General features: G+C 71.0%; 13 protein-coding genes and 1 pseudogene. 4 read left to right on the top strand and 10 right to left on the bottom strand.

Annotated elements, in window-relative coordinates; genetic code table 11:
• Positions 1-52 precede the first annotated feature (52 nt).
• Complete coding sequence (locus DY218_RS00885; RefSeq protein ID WP_128553941.1) at positions 53-1,294, bottom strand: glycoside hydrolase family 10 protein; 1,242 nt, start codon at positions 1,292-1,294, stop codon at positions 53-55.
• Between the two features lie 253 nt (positions 1,295-1,547).
• Between DY218_RS00885 and DY218_RS00880 the strand changes: the two genes are divergently transcribed.
• Together DY218_RS00880 and DY218_RS00875 are read left to right on the top strand one after the other, a co-directional pair.
• Positions 1,548-2,408, top strand: a complete 861-nt coding sequence (locus DY218_RS00880) for a 3-hydroxybutyryl-CoA dehydrogenase (RefSeq protein WP_128553942.1) — start codon at positions 1,548-1,550, stop codon at positions 2,406-2,408.
• Between the two features lie 372 nt (positions 2,409-2,780).
• A complete protein-coding gene (locus DY218_RS00875) occupies positions 2,781-3,038 on the top strand; it encodes a hypothetical protein (RefSeq protein ID WP_128553943.1) in 258 nt (85 codons plus the stop codon).
• Positions 3,039-3,110: 72 nt separating this feature from the next.
• Here DY218_RS00875 and DY218_RS00870 read toward each other — a convergent pair whose 3' ends face one another.
• From DY218_RS00870 to DY218_RS00840, 7 genes are all read right to left on the bottom strand, one after another.
• Entirely contained in the window at positions 3,111-3,641 is a 531-nt protein-coding gene (locus DY218_RS00870; RefSeq protein ID WP_128553944.1) for an NUDIX hydrolase, read from the bottom strand.
• Positions 3,642-3,694: 53 nt separating this feature from the next.
• Positions 3,695-5,044 carry a transcriptional regulator gene (locus DY218_RS00865; RefSeq protein WP_128553945.1) on the bottom strand — a complete coding sequence of 450 codons (1,350 nt, stop codon included), beginning with the start codon at positions 5,042-5,044 and terminating at the stop codon, positions 3,695-3,697.
• A gap of 360 nt (positions 5,045-5,404) precedes the next feature.
• Positions 5,405-8,452, bottom strand: a complete 3,048-nt coding sequence (locus DY218_RS00860) for an alpha-mannosidase (RefSeq protein ID WP_128553946.1) — start codon at positions 8,450-8,452, stop codon at positions 5,405-5,407.
• Positions 8,453-8,513: 61 nt separating this feature from the next.
• Positions 8,514-9,809 (bottom strand): glycoside hydrolase 5 family protein, encoded by a 1,296-nt coding sequence (locus DY218_RS00855; protein ID WP_128553947.1) that lies wholly within the window; start codon positions 9,807-9,809, stop codon positions 8,514-8,516.
• 68 nt (positions 9,810-9,877) lie between these two features.
• Positions 9,878-10,729, bottom strand: a complete 852-nt coding sequence (locus DY218_RS00850) for a carbohydrate ABC transporter permease (RefSeq protein WP_233521284.1) — start codon at positions 10,727-10,729, stop codon at positions 9,878-9,880.
• A 59-nt stretch (positions 10,730-10,788) separates the two neighbouring features.
• The gene (locus DY218_RS00845) at positions 10,789-11,751 is read right to left on the bottom strand and encodes a carbohydrate ABC transporter permease (RefSeq protein WP_128553949.1); all 963 of its coding nucleotides are present in this window, start codon (positions 11,749-11,751) and stop codon (positions 10,789-10,791) included.
• An 11-nt stretch (positions 11,752-11,762) separates the two neighbouring features.
• Positions 11,763-13,046 carry an ABC transporter substrate-binding protein gene (locus tag DY218_RS00840; protein ID WP_128553950.1) on the bottom strand — a complete coding sequence of 428 codons (1,284 nt, stop codon included), beginning with the start codon at positions 13,044-13,046 and terminating at the stop codon, positions 11,763-11,765.
• Between the two features lie 390 nt (positions 13,047-13,436).
• Between DY218_RS00840 and DY218_RS00835 the strand changes: the two genes are divergently transcribed.
• Positions 13,437-14,477, top strand: a complete 1,041-nt coding sequence (locus DY218_RS00835) for a LacI family DNA-binding transcriptional regulator (RefSeq protein WP_128553956.1) — start codon at positions 13,437-13,439, stop codon at positions 14,475-14,477.
• Here DY218_RS00835 and DY218_RS00830 read toward each other — a convergent pair.
• Positions 14,469-15,388, bottom strand: a pseudogene (locus tag DY218_RS00830) (helix-turn-helix transcriptional regulator); the annotation flags it as partial. The gene DY218_RS00835 and the pseudogene DY218_RS00830 overlap by 9 nt on opposite strands.
• A gap of 1 nt (position 15,389) precedes the next feature.
• A partial coding sequence (locus DY218_RS00825) for a helix-turn-helix transcriptional regulator (RefSeq protein ID WP_128553961.1) occupies positions 15,390-15,713 on the bottom strand: 324 nt, incomplete at its 3' end.
• A gap of 63 nt (positions 15,714-15,776) precedes the next feature.
• On the opposite strand from DY218_RS00825, the gene DY218_RS00820 reads away from it, so the two are divergent.
• Complete coding sequence (locus DY218_RS00820) at positions 15,777-16,130, top strand: YybH family protein (protein WP_128553960.1); 354 nt, start codon at positions 15,777-15,779, stop codon at positions 16,128-16,130.
• The last annotated feature ends 52 nt before the right edge of the window (positions 16,131-16,182 follow it).

Genomic DNA, 16,182 nt, shown 5'->3' with positions numbered 1-16,182 from the left:
CGGTCCCGGCGGCCCGGGCGCTGTCCGGGCCGCCGGGCCGAGCCGGTACCGGTCAGCGCGGCGGGCGCACCGGCCTGAGGTAGTGGTCCCGTACGACCCGGGCCATCGCATCCGTCGGGTCCTGGGCGATCTCCGTGCCGGAGAAGTACGCATGCCCGCGCACTTCGGGGAAGTCCTTGGCCAGGGTGAGGTGCCGGGACAGTTCGGCCGGGTCCTGCCAGGGCTCGGGCTGCTCGGGATCGCCGGCCTTGTAGAGCGCCTCGCCGACGACCAGCTGGACGCCGGTGCCCCGTACGGTCTCGGCCCACCAGGGCAGCAGCTTGGCGTAGTCGGCCGCCTCGAAGCCGATGTTCCAGTACAGCTGGGGCGCGATGTAGTCGATCCAGCCGTTGCGGATCCACTGGCGGGTGTCGGCGTGCAGGTCGTCGTAGGTCTGCACGCCGGCGGTGGTGTCCGAGCCCTCCGGGTCGGTGGCCTTGTTGCGCCAGACGCCGAACGGGCTGATGCCGAAGCGCACACCCGGGCGCTCGCGCCGGATCCGTTCGGACATCTCGCACACCAGCCGGTCCGTGTTGTCCCGGCGCCAGGCGGCCTTGTCGGGGAAGCCCGCGCCGTAGCGCCGGTACGTGGCGTCGTCGTCGAAGACCTCGCCCTCGACGGGATACGGGTAGAAGTAGTCGTCCCAATGCACCGCGTCGATCGGGTAGCGCCGCACCGCGTCGAGCATCGCGTCCTGGACGAAGCGGCGGACCGCCGGGATCCCCGGGTCGTAGTAGAGCTTCCCGCCGTACGGCAGCACCCAGTCGGGGTGCACGCGGGCGGGGTGGTCGGGTGCGAGCTTGCCCGGATCGGTGTGAAGGGCGACACGGTACGGGTTGAACCAGGCGTGCAGTTCGAGTCCGCGCCGGTGGGCCTCCTCGACGGCGGTGCCGAGCGGGTCCCAGCCCGGGTCGCGGCCCTGCGTGCCGGTGAGCACATCGGACCAGGGCTCGTACGGCGAGGACCACAGGGCGTCCGCGGTCGGGCGGACCTGGAGGATCACCGCGTTGAGCCGGCGGTCCACCGCGGTGTCCAGGAAGCCCGTGAGCTCTGCCCGCTGCTGTTCGGCGCTCTGCCCCGGCGCCGTCGGCCAGTCCCGGTTGTCGACACTCGCCAGCCACATCCCGCGGAACTCCGAGTGGCCGGTCGCCGGGCCCGGGACCTGCGGCCGGCGGGCCCCCGCGGCCGCGTCTCCGGCCGTCGCGATCCCGGTCAGCGCGGCCGCCGCGGCGACCGTGAAGCCCCTGCGCGTCATACGCACCGAATGCACCCCCTTGCAACTTTTGCTCAGTAGTGGTCCCGCACAGGATGCCCGCCCCAGTCACCGGATGCACAGAACCTCGGAGTACCGTCGTGGGCTCGAGGGTGCGAGGGACGTCCCGTACGCACCCCGAGCAAGCGGTCCCGACCGGACCGAGGGCGGGAGACCAGCTCCGCAGGACGGGCGCCGCAGCCTTGAGCAACCGGTCGGCCCGAAGACCAGCGAGAGGCACGAGGTGACGGACCCCATGGGGGATATTGCACGCGTCGGCGTAGTCGGATGCGGCCAGATGGGGGCGGGGATCGCGGAGGTCTGCGCCCGCGCAGGACTGGACGTCAAGGTCGCCGAAACCACCGGTGAGGCCCTCGAGTTCGGCCGCACCCGGCTGCTCAGCTCCCTGACCAAGGCGGCCGAGCGCGGCAAGATCTCCGAGGAGGAGCGGGAGGCCACGCAGTCGCGGCTGAGCTTCACCACCGACCTGGGCGAGTTCGCCGACCGCGATCTGGTGATAGAGGCGGTGGTGGAGAACGAGGCGGTGAAGACCGAGATCTTCCAGGTCCTCGACCACGTGGTGACCCGCCCGGACGCGATTCTCGCGTCCAACACGTCGTCCATCCCGCTGGTGAAGCTGGCCGTCGCGACCTCGCGCCCGGACCATGTCATCGGCATCCACTTCTTCAACCCGGCCCCCGTGCAGCAGCTCGTCGAGCTGATCCCGGCGCTGACCACGTCGGAGGGCACCATCAGCCGGGCCGAGGCCGTGGTCGAGAAGGTGCTCGGCAAGCACGCGATCCGCGCCCAGGACCGCTCGGGCTTCGTGGTCAACGCGCTGCTCATCCCGTATCTGCTCTCCGCGATCCGGATGTTCGAGTCGGGCATCGCGAGCCGCGAGGACATCGACAACGGCATGGAGATGGGCTGCGCCCACCCGATGGGCCCGCTGAAGCTGGCCGATCTCATCGGTCTGGACACCGTCCACTCGGTCGCCGACTCGATGTACGCCGAGTACAAGGAGCCGCTGTACGCCGCTCCCCCGCTGCTGCAGCGCATGGTGGACGCCGGACGGCTCGGCCGGAAGACCGGCTCGGGCTTCTACACGTACTCCTGACCCGCACGAACGGCATCCGGCCGGCTCGCTCCGGTCGAACGCAGGGGCCGTCACCCGGACTTCGGGTGACGGCCCCTCTGCGTACCGGGAGCCTCGGGCGCCCCGCTGTTTTCAGCCACGCAGGGTAGCGAGGCTCGGAGCGTGAATCGGCCACGCTCCGTATCGTTCCGGCCAGGAACACGCCCTCCGACGGCCCTCGCGGCCCTCGGGCGCGCGCCCGGCTCCCCCGGTTCGCACGGTGTGTGCACCGCGGTACACGCATATGCCCCGCGCACACACTTCCGCCGCATCCACCAGCCGAGTTGACTGTGCGTGCGCCAGCGACCCGGCTGTGCGCACGGCAGCCGGCACCGACCGGAGAGGAGCACGCCCGTGACCGCCGACCCGGAGCATCCCGTGGCCCCGGAAGAACACGCAGAGTTGCGCCGGAGCCTCGATGTGGGACTCACCCGCGTCGAAGGACACCTCGCACTGCTCACTCAGCGCGACGACCGGAGCGCCAAGGATCTGGAGGAACTGAGCGCCCGGGTCGCCGCCCTGGAGCGAACTCGCTGGCCGCTGCCCGCACTTGCGGTGCTCGCCGCGCTCGGCGCGCTGGTGGTGGCGGTGTGGCAGGCCGTGGGCCACTGACACCCCGACCCGCACACCGCCGGCCCCACGCGGGGCAACGCGAGGGGCAACTCGCCCTCGGGGAGACGCCCCCTAACCGAGCCGCAGATGGTGCAGGAGCAGCAGCGCCGCCGCCATGTTGGCGGCCGGGACCTCACCGCGGGCGATCATGTCGGGCACCAGCTTGAGCGACACCCACTCGCGGCGGGAGGACTCGAAGTCGTCCTCGGGGTGCCCGATGTAGGTGCCCTCCTCCGACCAGTAGATGTGGTGGCGTGCGTCGGTGAGCCCGTTGGAGGGTTCGACGCTCATCAGATGTCTGAGCGGTCCCGGTCGCCAGCCGGTCTCCTCCTCCAGCTCGCGGGCCGCCGCGACGTCGATGCCCTCGCCGTCCTCGACGACGCCGGCCGCCAGCTCCCAGCCCCAGCTGTCGGTGATGAACCGGTGCCGCCAGAGCAGCAGCACCTCGTTCGCCGGATTCACCACCGTCGCCACCGCGACCGGGCGCAGGCGTATCACGAAGTGGTCGAGATGCCGTCCGTCGGGCAGCTCCACATCGGCGAGATTGACCTGGAACCAACGGTTCCCGTACACAGTCTGTTCGTCTCGTGTCGTCCACTGCACGGTCCTGCCCACCTTCCGCCGGGATAGGGGCAATATCCCAGCCGGAGAGCGGTTCACAGCGGTACGCGCAGCGCTCCGTCGATGAGGGCGGCCGCCTGGTCGGTGCCCGAGCAGCCGTTGCGTACGAGATGCTCACGCACCGAACGCAGCCGGTCGCGCAGCCGCTGGGACTCCATCCCCCGTGCCTGTTCGGCCATTTCGACCGCGGTGGCCACGGCCCGATCGGCCTCGCCCTGCCGCAGCTCGATCTGGGTGAGCATCGCCAGACGGTGCACCCGGCCACGGTCGTGGGCCGGGGTGTCCACGGCGGCCGCCGCGTGCTCGCGGGCCGCGATCAGATCGCCGAGGCTGAAGAGCGCCTCCGCCACCTGCACATTGACCAGGCCCGGCTGGACGTACCCGGTCTCGTCCGGCTCGCGGCTGCGGTGGATGCGTTCGGCGGCCGACTCGGCCCGTCCGATGCATGCCAGGGCGCTCGAACCGTCGCCGAGATGGGCGTACGACTTGGCCTGCATCGCGTACAGATCGGCGGCGAGCGCGGGGGTGATGTCGTGCCCCGCGGCCCTGAGCGCTGCCTCCGCGAAGGCCACCGCCTGCCGGAACTCCCGCATGAACAGGGACTGGTTGACGAGCAGCGCGATCACATACGCCCCGAGGCCGCGGTCCCCGCTGGCCTTGGCCAGGCGCAGTGCCTGGTGGAAGTAGCGCTGCGCCAGGCCGTGCGCATCGGAGTCGTAGGCGCAGATGCCGGCGACCGCGACCAGGCCGCCCGTCGCCCTGTGCAGATGCCGGCCCGTGTCGTCCGAGTAACTGCCGCGCAGGAGCGGGGCGGTCTCGGCGTTCAGGAAGCGGATGATCCGGGCGCGGGTCGCCACCCCGCCGGTCTTGCGGTACATCTGCTCGTAGTGGGCCCGCGCCGAGCGGAGCATCGCGATGTCGGACATGCTGACCCGCTGGCGTCCGCCGCGGGACACATCGACGTCCTCCGGCGGGTTCTCCCACTCCCAGACCGGCATCACCGCAGGGGTGCCGGTGACGGCCGGTGCGCCCAGGATGTGCGGCCGCTGCTGTTCGTCGGACCGCCACAGGGCGGTGGCGCGCTCGACGAATCCGGACAGGCTCGCACCGACTCCGCCCCACTGGGCGGCGGGGCCTCCCGGCACGCCGAGGCCGATGTCGTCGAGGGTGACCGGCCGGTGCAGTCGCGCCGCGAGCACCTCGCAGATCAGGTCCGGCACCTGCCCGCGCGGGCGCTGGCCCTTCAACCAGCGGGCCACGGCGGTGTGTTCGTAGCGGAGCGTCAGGCCGCGGCGCCGGCCCGCCTGGTTGACGTGCGCGGCGAGACCGGCGTGCGAGACACCGGCCTCGTCGAGGATGGCGTCGAGCAGGGTGTTGGGCTGCATGCGGCCCTCCGGTGACTCGGTGCCAAGGAGCCTGGTCGCCAAGGAGCCTACTCGCCCCGCCTTCACACGGGGTGTGAACCGAGTGCCCGCGGCCGGGCGGCTCGCGCGCTGCCCTCGCACCCTCGGGCCCGGTTCACTTGGAATGCCCCGAAAATCCCCCCACCGTCCGGCTCCCTCGGGCCGGACCCGCCGGCCTCGTCAGAGGCGGCCGGGGCCGCCGGCTCCCCCTCGTACAGTGCGGCGGTCCATCCCACGTCGTCCGCCGGGCCGCCTGCCGATCACCAATGCGGCCGGCGGACGACGCCGGTCGCGTCGGCCATCGATCGGGGGCGGACCGCGCGGCCCGCCCCCTGCCGGCGGTCAGTCCGCGGCGCGGGTCAGCCGCAGCGTCACCAGCTCGAACGGGCGCAGGTCCAACGACACGACACCGTCGGCGAGTTCGAGCGCCGCGGCATCGGCGAGCGGCCGCTCGAGCAGGTCGGTCGCCACCACACCGCCGGCCGTGAATCCGGTGGTGAGGCGTGCCCGGGCGCGGCCACCGGCCGACTCGTAGAGCCGCACCACGAGGTCGCCGCTCGCATCGTCCGCGAGCTTCACCGCACTGACCACCACCGCGTCGTCGTCGACGGTGACCAGCGGCGCCACGGCGGCGTCGCCGGTGACCCGCCGCTCGGGCAGATTGGTGCGGAAGCCCTCGCGGACGGCGTCCCCGATCGTCGCGCCCGGCACCAGGGCGTGCCGGAAGCGGTGCAGCCCCTGGTCAGTCTCCGGGTCGGGGAAGCGGGGCGCGCGCAGCAGCGAGACCCGGACGGTGGTGGTCGTCCCGCGCCGCACCCCGGCGGCCGGGTCGGCGGCCCGCACGGTGCGGGTCACATCGTGGCCGTACGTCGAGTCGTTGGCGAGCGCCACGCCCCAGCCGGGCTCCTCCAGGTGGACGAAGCGGTGGTTGCAGGCCTCGAACTTGGCGGCCTCCCAGCTGGTGTTGGTGTGGGTGGCCCGGTAGAAGTGACCGAACTGGGTCTCGGAGGCGTACCGTTCGGCGTGCAGGTCGAGCGGGAAGGCCGCCTTGAGGAACTTCTCCGTCTCGTGCCAGTCGACCTCGGTGTCGATGTCCAACCGCTTGACGCCGGGCGGCAGTTGCAGCACCTGGGTGACCCGCGAGTCGCCGAAGGAGCGCACGATGCGGACCGCGGGCGCGCCGTCGGCGTCCACCACACCGAGTTCGTCGAGATCGACGAGGTCGGTGACCGTGTTGCGGTAGAACTCGTCCACGTCCCAGGCGTCCCACATGTTCGGGAAGTCGGGGTGGATCTGCAGCAGGTTCGCCGCGTCGCCGGGTGCGACGGCCTCCCGCTCCTGCTCCAGGTCGTAGGCGGAGATCACCAGGCCGCGGGCGTCGATCTCGACGCGCAGGAGACCGTTGTCCAGGACGTGCCCGCCGCCCGGGCGGTCGGTGATCCGGGTCTCGCCGGTGACGGCCGCCGGTGCGGCGCCGCCCGCCGGGACTCCGGAGCGGGTGTGCGGGGCGGAGTTGAAGGTGATCGTCCGGCTGCCCTCGCCCGCGAGCGCCCGCTGCGCCGCGTCCACGATGCCGTTCAGCTCCTCGGCGACGGCGGCGTATGTCGCAGCCGCCTCGCGGTGCACCCAGGCGATGGAGGAGCCGGGCAGGATGTCGTGGAACTGGTGCAGCAGGACGGTCTTCCAGATCCGGTCCAACTGCTCGTACGGGTACGGGAATCCGGCCCGCACGGCAGCGGTGGCGGCCCACAGCTCGGCCTCCCGGAGCAGGTGCTCGCTGCGCCGGTTGCCCTGCTTGGTCTTCGCCTGGCTGGTGAGGGTGGCCCGGTGCAGCTCCAGGTACAGCTCCCCCACCCAGACCGGCGGGTTGGCGTACTCGGCCTCCGCTTTGGTGAAGAACTCCTCGGGCGTCTCCCACCGGACGGTCGCCGAGCCTTCGAGGTCCCGCATCCGGGCGGACTTGGCGACCATCTCGCGCGTCGTGCCGCCACCGCCGTCGCCCCAGCCGGTCGGCGCGAGCGAGTGCCGGGCGACGCCCTTGTCCTTGAAGTTCTTCGCCGCGTGGGCGATCTCGCTGCCCTTCATCGAGCAGTTGTAGGTGTCGACGGGCGGGAAGTGCGTGAAGATCCGGGTGCCGTCGATGCCCTCCCACTGGAAGGTGTGGTGCGGGAACTTGTTCGTCTGCGACCACGAGATCTTCTGGGTGAGCAGCCACTTGGAGCCGGCGGCCTTGATGATCTGCGGAAGACCCGCCGCGAAGCCGAAGGTGTCCGGCAGCCAGGCCTCGTCGTTCTCGATGCCGAACTCGTCCAGGAAGAACCGCTTCCCGTGCACGAACTGCCGCGCCATCGCCTCGGATCCGGGCATGTTGGTGTCGGACTCGACCCACATCCCACCGGCCGGTACGAACCGCCCCTCGGCGACGGCCTTCTTGACCTTCGCGTAGACCTCCGGCCGGTGCTCCTTGATCCAGGCGAACTGCTGCGCCTGCGACATGGCGAAGACGAAGTCCGGCTCGTCCTCGATCAGCGCGGTCATGTTCGACGTCGTACGCGCCACCTTGCGCACCGTCTCGCGCAGCGGCCACAGCCACGCGGAGTCGATGTGCGCATGGCCGACCGCGCTGATGCGGTGCGCGGACGGCTGCGCGGGCGTGGCGAGCACCTCGGTCAGCCGCGCGCGGGCGGCGGCCGCCGAACCGTTCACGTCCTGCAGGTCCACGGCGTCCAGGGCGCGGTCGACGGCGCGCAGCACCTCCCATCGCCGTGCGCCCTCGACCGGCAGTTCCGCCATCAACTCGCCCAGGACTTCGAGGTCCTGGACGAGATTCCAGACCTCCTCGTCGAAGACCGCGAGGTCCATCCGGGTCAGCTTGTACTGGAGCTCGCTGCCGGCGGTCTCCTTGTCACCGAGCTGTGTCGGCAGGAAGGGGTGGTAGTCGAGGATGACCGGGTTCGAGGCGGCCTCGATGTGCAGGCGCACCTCCTCGCCGCCCTCGACCGGTGCGCCGATGCGGACCCACTGGTTGCGCGGATTGAGGCCCTTCACCGGGCTGCCGTCGGGACGGTAGACCAGGCCCTCGCACTGGAAGCCGGGCATGTTCTCGTCGAAGCCGAGGTCGAGGATCGCCTCGACGGTACGGCCCGCCCACTCGGCGGGCACATGCCCGGTGACGCGGAACCAGCTGGTGCCCCATGGAGCACCCCACTGCTCGCCGACGTCGATCGGTTCGGGGGCGGCGGCGAGGCCTTCGGCGACCGGGACCGGCTCGCCGGGCGCATTCCACACGGCGACCTGGAGCGGGACCGATTCCGGGTACACGGCGGGGCGGATGCGCTCGTCGAGGACGCGCTTGAGTCGGGCCTCGACCAGGGTGCGGTCGTCATGCATCAGGGGTGCTCCGGGGGTTGGTGATGTCTCTTACCGAAGTGTCCGCTGTCGGGGCGGACAACTACCAGGGGTGTGCGGCGGTGGCGGCATCCGACGTGCTGCTGGTGCCGGCCTGCTCGGGGGTGACGACCTCCGTGATGCCGCGGGCCGCCAGGTGCGCGGGGTCCGCGGAACGGTCCGCCAGGACGGTGGTGGGCCGGGCACCGTCCGCGGTGAGCCGCGCGAACGCCTCGAAGACGGCACCACCGGGCGCACAGACCGAGCGACCGGGCGCGGTGTGCTCGTCCCCGGCGTCGACGACCAGGGCCGTGCTGCGCGGCACCGGGACATGCGGCTGCCGGCGCTGCTCGGCGACGAGGGCGGCGATCGCCTCGCCGGCCGGCTTGCCCCGGCCGTCGTTGGTGAACAGGCCCAGGCTGTACTCGAGTTCGGGGAAATCGGCCAGCGAACGGGACACGTCGTGCGAGCACCACCAGGTGACGCCCCACAGGTCCGGGCAGTCCAGGGCAGCGGTCACGGTCGCGGTGGAGAACGCGGCGGCGTGCTCGGCCGGGATGAGCGGCGCCGGAGCACCGACCTCCTGCAGCCAGACCGGCCGATGCGGCTCCAGGGCCCAGGCCTTGGACAGCTCGACGAGGTACGCGGCGTGCTGCTCGGTCGCCACTCCGGTGCGCCCGTGCCGCTGCGCCGTGCCGTTGAACACCCAGGAGTGCACGGCCGTCAGAGCGCCGATCCGGGCGGCCTGCGCGGGCGTGAAGGGCTGATCGTCCTGGTACCAGGCGGCGTCGTAGGCGGCATGCAGATGCAGCCGCCCGGGTGCGCCCTGCTCGCAGGCGTCGAGCAGGGTGTGCAGCCAGTGCTCCGCCTGGTCGGCGGTGATGCGGTCGGGATCGGGGTGCGGTCCCGCGGCGAACTGGTTGACCTCGTTCCCGAGCGTCATGCCGAGGAAGTTCGGCCGGTCGGCGAGGGCGGCGGCGAGCGTACGCAGATACTCGGCCTGCCCGGCGACGACGTCCGGGTCGTGGAAGATGTTCCGCCGGTGCCAGGTCTGGGTCCAGGCGGGCAGGAAGTCGAAGCTGGAGAGATGGCCCTGCAGTCCGTCCACGTTCACGTCGAGACCGCGTTCGGCCGCGGCGTCGGCGAGTCGGACCAGCTGGTCGACGGCCGCCGGGCGGATCAGGGTGCGGTTGGGCTGGAAGAGCGGCCACAGCGGGAAGACCCGGATGTGGTCCAGGCCGAGCCCGGCGATCTGGTCGAGGTCGGTGCGTACGGCGTCGAGGTCGAAGTCGAGCCAGTGGTGGAACCAGCCCTGGCTGGGCGTGTAGTTGACGCCGAAGCGCGGCGCGGTGGAGCTCATGGAGAGGTGGTGTCCCGAATCTCGTGGTGGTGGTCGGCGGGCGTGCCCGTGTGTGGCGCCGGTCCCCGTCAGCCCTTGACCGCGCCCTCGCCCACGCCGCGGAAGAAGAACCGCTGCAGACAGGCGAAGAGGACGATCAGCGGCAGCACGGCGATGATGGTGCCCGCGGCGACCAGGCGTTCGTCGTTGGCGAAGGTGCCGTGCAGATAGTTCAGGCCGATGGTCAGGGTGAAGTTCTCCGGGTCGGAGAGGACGATCAGCGGCCACAGGAAGTCGTCCCAGGCGCCCATGAAGGCGAAGATCGCGACGACCGCGAGGGTGCCCTTGACCGCGGGCAGGGCGATGCGGGTGAACCGCTGCCAGACGTTGGCGCCGTCCACGAAGGCCGCCTCCTCCACCTCCTGGGGCAGGTTGAGGAAGGCGTTGCGCATCAGCAGGACGTTGAGCGCGCTGACGCAGCCGGGCAGCAGGACGGCGATCAGGGTGTTGTTGAGTCCCAGGTCCCGCATGGTGGTGAACTGGGCGATGATGATGCCCTCCACGGGCACCAGCATCGCCAGGATGAAGGCGAGCAGCGCCGCCTTGCGGCCGCGGTAGCGCATGCGGGCCAGGGCGTAGCCGGCGAGCGCGGCGCCGACGCAGTTCGTCAGGACGTTGGCGACGGCGACCTTCAGCGAGTTGAAGGCGTAGTCCCATACGGGAATGGTGTCGGCGACCCGGCCGAAGTTCCCGAGGGTCGGTTCGCTGGGCAGGAACTCGGGCGGCGAGCTGAAGATGTCCTCGTGCGGCCCCTTGAGCGAGGTGGACAGCTGCCACAGGAAGGGCCCGATCATCAGGGCGAGTACGGCGAGCAGCAGGACGTAGCGCACGACGAGCTGCCAGGCGGGGACCCGCTTGCCGTTCTCGTCGGTGATCCGCAGGACCCGGGGAGTACGCCGCCGCTTCGGCTGCTCGGCGGCCGGCTGCGTGGTCGTGGTGGTCACGCGTCCTCCTTGCGGTCGGCGCGCAGCACGAGCAGCATCAGCGCGACGGTGACGACGAAGACGACGACGGATATCGCGGAGGCGTAGCCGACCCGGCCGGTGAGCCCGGTGCCGACGCGCTGCACGAGCATCACCAGGGTGGTGTCCTCGCCGGCCGGGCCGCCGCTGGGCCCGGCCATCAGATACACCTCGGAGAACACCTTGAAGGCGGCCACCGAGGCGAGCGCCCCGACCAGGACCATCGTGGAGCGGACCGCCGGCACGGTGACGGTGAGGAAGCGGCGTACCGCCCCCGCACCGTCCACCGCGGCCGCCTCGTGCAGCTCACGCGGTACGTTCGCGAGCGCCGCCAAGTAAATGATCATGTAGTAGCCGAGGCCCTTCCAGACCGTGACGCCCATCGCGCTGAACAGCAGCAGCCACTGGTCGCTGAGGAAGCCGACCTTGCCGACGCCCACGGCCTCCAACACGGCGTTGACGAGTCCGCGGTCGTCCAGCATCCAGACCCAGATCAGGCCGACCACCACGATGGAGGCGACCACCGGGGTGTAGAACGCGGAGCGGAAGAACGTGATGCCCGGGATGTGCTTCTGCACGAGGAGGGCGAGCAGCAGCGGGAGCAGGACGAGCGCGGGGACGACCCCGAGGACGTAGAGAGTGCTGTTGCGCAGGCCGATCCAGAACATGTCGTCGTGCAGGAGCTCGCGGAAGTTGTCGAGTCCGACGAACTCGCCGGGGATCAGGGTCCGCTTGTCCGTGAACGCGTTGACCAGTGTGCTCAGGAACGGATACAGGATGAAGGCGCCGATCACGAGCAGCCCGGGGGCGGCGAACAGCCAGGGGCTGGTGGGCAGTTGGCGCCTGATCCCGCGCGGGGACCGCCGGCGCGGGGGCGGCGGCGAGGCGCCCTCGGCCGGCAGGTCCGCGGCGGTCGCCCGGATGGCGGTGGGAGTCTTCATGAGGGTGCGGCTCAGCTCTGCTTCAGCAGTCGGTCACAGGTCTTGACAGCGTTGTCCAGGGCGGCCTTGGGGCTCTGCTTGCCCTGCAGGGCCTTGGCCACCTGGTTCTTGAGCTCGACCTTCATCTGCTCGCTGAACAGCACCGGCGTGTAGTTCTCGGCGGTCTTCAGGGACTCGGCGGCGGCGATCCTGACCTTCGTCTCGTCGGTGCCGTCCTGCTTGGTGAAGTACGGGTCGTCCAGGGAGCCCTCGGTGCTCGGGAAGACCGCGACCTGCTTGGCGAACTGCATCTGCCGGGTCTTGTCCGTGACGAAGTGCGCGAAGGCGACGGCCGCGGGCTTCTGCTTCGTCTGCGAGTTCACCATCACGCCCATGACGTACATGTTGGCCTTGCCCGTACTGCTGATCTGGTCGGTGATGCCGATGTTCTTGTACAGGCTCGGGGCGTCCTTCTTGAAGTTCGCCAGGTCGAGCGCGCTGCCCGGGTTCATCGCCACGGACTGGGTGAGGAACTTGTGGCCCGCGGACTCCGGGGTCGCGGTCAGCGCCTGCGCGTCGAGGCCCTCCGCGTCGTACAACTTCTTGTAGCGGGTGAGGAGTTCGACGCCCTTCGCGTCGTTGAAGGCGAAGCCGGTGCCTTCCTTGTTCATCAGCGGGACGCCGTAGCGGCCGAAGTCCTCGATGGCGGGGACGTTGGCGAGGGCGGCGACCTTGCCCTTGCTGTTCTTCGCCATCTCCGTGCCGGCCTCGAAGACGTCGTCGTACGTCTTCGGGGGCTTCTCCGGGTCGAGTCCGGCGTCCTTGAAGAGCTTCTTGTTGTAGAAGACCGGGCCGGTGTTCAGGTACCAGGGGAAGGCGAAGGTGCCCTCGGTGCCGGGTATCTGGTGGCTCTTCCAGGCGCCGTCCAGGTACTCCTTGCGGTACTCGGACGCCTCCTTGTCGAGGTCGAGGGCGAGGCCCGCCTTGGCGAGCGGGGCGACCAGGTCCGGGGAGACGTTGACGACGTCGGGCAGCGTGCCGCCCGCCGCATCGGCGCTGATCTTGTCGGCGTATCCCTCGGCAGGCCGGTCGACCCACTCCACCTCGGTGCCCGGGTTCTTCTTCTCGAAGTCCGCGATGACGCCGTTGAAGTAGTCCTTGAACTCGGCCTTCAGGTTCCAGGTCTGGAAGGTGATCTTGCCTTCGACCTTGCCGGAGGCGTCGCTCGAGCCGGAGTCGGAACCACCGCAGGCACTCAGCGGCAGAACGGTGGCGAGGACGGCGGCAGTGGCGAGGGCCCTGCGGGAGATACGCACGGTGAACGGCTCCTTAGTTCGGACCAGGCGTGCGGACGGAAGGGACGCCAGGGCGGTACCAGGAACCGCCGACTGCGTTCGCAGCAGACCTTGCACGGCGAGTGGGGAGAAAGTCAATGGATTCTCCGGAAAGAGCTTTACGCTCCGACACAACTGCAGGTCAGAGCAACCTTCTTGAGGGATTGCCAGTCGTGACTAATGCGCTTTAGAGTCAACGCCTGACTCATCAGCTCAAGCGCATTAGTCGATCGGTGCACACCTCTCGACCGGATCCGTCCGAGGCCTTACGATGCGCAGGGACCAACGGGGAAAGGGGCACGGGTGACTGCGAACTCCCCGTCCGCCGACGACATTCCGCCGGCCCGCCGCAGCGCCGCGCGCAGGCCGACGATGAAGGACATAGCCCGGCGGGCCGGAGTCTCGGAGAGCGCCGTCTCCTTCGCGCTCAACGACCGGCCGGGCGTCTCCGAGGTCACCCGCGACCGAATCCGCCGGGTGGCCGCGCAGTTGGGCTGGCACCCGAGCACCGCGGCGCGGGCCCTGTCCGGCGAGGGATCGGCCACCGTCGGACTCGTGGTGGCCAGGCCGGCACAGACCCTCGGTGTGGACTCGTTCTTCCTGCAGCTGATCTCCGGCATCCAGGAAGTGCTCGCCGATCGCCGCCTCGGCCTGCTCTTCCAGGTGGTGGACGACGTGCCCGCCGAATGCGCGGTCTACCGGCGCTGGTGGGCCGAGCACCGGGTGGACGGCGTCCTGGTGGTCGATCCGCGCGTCGACGACCCGCGACCGGCGCTCCTCGCCGAACTCGGCCTGCCCGGCGTGGTCATCGGCGGACTCCCGGGCGACGAGACCCATGCCGGACTCTCCCAGATCCGCGCGGACGACATCGGCGCCATGTCCGCCGTCGTGGGCCGGCTGTACGAGCTCGGCCACCGCCGCATCGTGCACATCGCGGGCCTCGACTCGCTCACCCACACCGAGCGCCGCATCCGCACCCTGCGCGAGGAGGCCACCCGCCGCGGACTGACCGGCGCGCGCTCGGTCACCACGGACTACTCCGACACCGAGGGCGCCACGGTCACCCGCCGCGTACTGGAGGAGTCCGAGCCGCCCACTGCCCTGATCTACGACAACGACGTGATGGCCGCCGCCGGCGCCGCCGTCACCGCGGGCCTCGGCCTCGGCGTCCCCACCGACGTGTCCATCGTGTCCTGGGAGGACTCCGTGCTGTGCCGCATGGTCCACCCCTGGCTCACCGCACTCTCCCGGGACACCCTCGCCTTCGGCCGCCTCGCCGCCCAGGAGCTCACCGCCCTGCTCGACGGCGGGCCGGAGCGCACCGCCCGGATGCCGCTGCCGACCCTGATCGAGCGGGAGAGCACGGGAGTGCCCGCACGGAACGTCACCGGCCCCGGGCCGCGGTCACGGTGACTCCTCGTAGCGGGCGGCGATCGCGGCTGCCCGCTCACGCAAGGACGTACGCAGCCACTCGGGCGCCAGCACCTCCGCGTCCGTGCCCAGCTGCCACAGCGCCCACACGGCATGCCGCCGGTCCTGGAAGCTCGCCTCGACGCACAACAGTCCGTCCGCACCGGCGACTTCGGCGCGGACGGCCAGCGCCGTGCCGACCAGCTCAGCGCGCCGCTCCGCCGCCACCCGTATCTGCACGGTGACTTGCTCGCCCCCGGTCCGGAATCGCGTGCTGCGCTCCTGCCACAGCCGCTCCAGATCGACCCGTTCCGCACGCTGCGCCGGCTCGGCGGCCTCTTCGGCGGCCAGGATGCGCGCAAGCCGGTAGGTGCGGTCCGCACCCGACCTCGTGGCCAGCAAGTAGCCCTGCCCGCGGACCGTGACCAGGCCGATCGGATCGACGGTGCGCCACTTCGGGGTCCGGTCCACGGCCGCGTAGTGGATGCGCAGCCGGTGCCCGGCGAACACCGCGCGCCGGACCTCGGCCACGACAGCGTGCGGCAGCTCCTCGGCCGGCTCCCGACGCGCGAGCAGATCGGTGTCCGGGTCGATGAGCAGACGCCGGGCCGCGTCGGCGGCGACGTCCCGGTAGCTCGCGGGCAGGGCGTCGACCACCTTGAGCATGGCCGAGGCCAGTGCCGATCCCAGGCCGAACGCCTGCGCGCCGCGGCGTGATCCGGCGACGAGCAGCGCAAGCGCCTCCTCGTGGTTGAGCCCGGTGAGTTCGGTACGGAAACCCGGCAGCAGGGCGAATCCGCCGTGCCGGCCACGCTCCGCGTACACCGGCACTCCCGCCGCGGACAGCGCCTCGACGTCGCGCAGCACGGTGCGGGTGGACACCTCGAGTTCGCGGGCGAGCGCGGTCGCGGACANGGCGTCGACCACCTTGAGCATGGCCGAGGCCAGTGCCGATCCCAGGCCGAACGCCTGCGCGCCGCGGCGTGATCCGGCGACGAGCAGCGCAAGCGCCTCCTCGTGGTTGAGCCCGGTGAGTTCGGTACGGAAACCCGGCAGCAGGGCGAATCCGCCGTGCCGGCCACGCTCCGCGTACACCGGCACTCCCGCCGCGGACAGCGCCTCGACGTCGCGCAGCACGGTGCGGGTGGACACCTCGAGTTCGCGGGCGAGCGCGGTCGCGGACAGCCGGCCGTACTGCCGAAGGAGCAGGACCAGTGACACCAGGCGGTCGGCGCGCATGCCCGGAACCGTACCGCCATACGTGACAGAGGGTGTCACGTATGGCTTGCGAGGCTGCTCCGCATGACAGACAGAAGAGCGGCCACCGAGCCGAACGACCTGGGCAGGTACTTCATCGAGCGCGCCAACGCGGGCGACGTGGAAGGGCTCGTGGCGCTGTACGAGCCGGGCGCCGTCCTCGCCTTCCCGCCGGGCAGCCTCGCCACCGGACATGAGGAGATCCGCAAGGTGTACGAACAGTTCGTCGCGGCCGCGCCGGTGCTCTCACCGGGCACCCAGCATCCGGCGCTGGTGTCCGGGGATCTGGCGCTGACCGCGGCCACGCTCACCAACGGCGATGTGACCGTCGAGGTGGCCCGCCGCCAGCCGGACGGGACCTGGCTGTGGGCGGCGGACCAGCCGGCCCTGGGGTCGTGACGCCCCGGTCGTGACACAGGGCGCGGTGCCGGAACCCGCGAGGTTCCGGCAC

The organism is Streptomyces triticagri, from assembly GCF_003429565.1.
GTDB lineage: Bacteria > Actinomycetota > Actinomycetes > Streptomycetales > Streptomycetaceae > Streptomyces > Streptomyces triticagri.
The sequence above is the reverse complement of the archived record's forward strand: the minus strand, read 5'-3'. Positions and strand labels throughout refer to the sequence as shown.

Coding starts and splice junctions, on each gene's coding strand:
- DY218_RS00885 (WP_128553941.1), bottom strand. CDS start 1,294: ATGACGCGCAGGGGCTTCACGGTCGCCGCGGCGGCCGCGCTGACCGGG.
- DY218_RS00880 (WP_128553942.1), top strand. CDS start 1,548: ATGGGGGATATTGCACGCGTCGGCGTAGTCGGATGCGGCCAGATGGGG.
- DY218_RS00865 (WP_128553945.1), bottom strand. CDS start 5,044: ATGCAGCCCAACACCCTGCTCGACGCCATCCTCGACGAGGCCGGTGTC.
- DY218_RS00860 (WP_128553946.1), bottom strand. CDS start 8,452: ATGCATGACGACCGCACCCTGGTCGAGGCCCGACTCAAGCGCGTCCTC.
- DY218_RS00855 (WP_128553947.1), bottom strand. CDS start 9,809: ATGAGCTCCACCGCGCCGCGCTTCGGCGTCAACTACACGCCCAGCCAG.
- DY218_RS00845 (WP_128553949.1), bottom strand. CDS start 11,751: ATGAAGACTCCCACCGCCATCCGGGCGACCGCCGCGGACCTGCCGGCC.
- DY218_RS00835 (WP_128553956.1), top strand. CDS start 13,437: ATGAAGGACATAGCCCGGCGGGCCGGAGTCTCGGAGAGCGCCGTCTCC.
- DY218_RS00820 (WP_128553960.1), top strand. CDS start 15,777: ATGACAGACAGAAGAGCGGCCACCGAGCCGAACGACCTGGGCAGGTAC.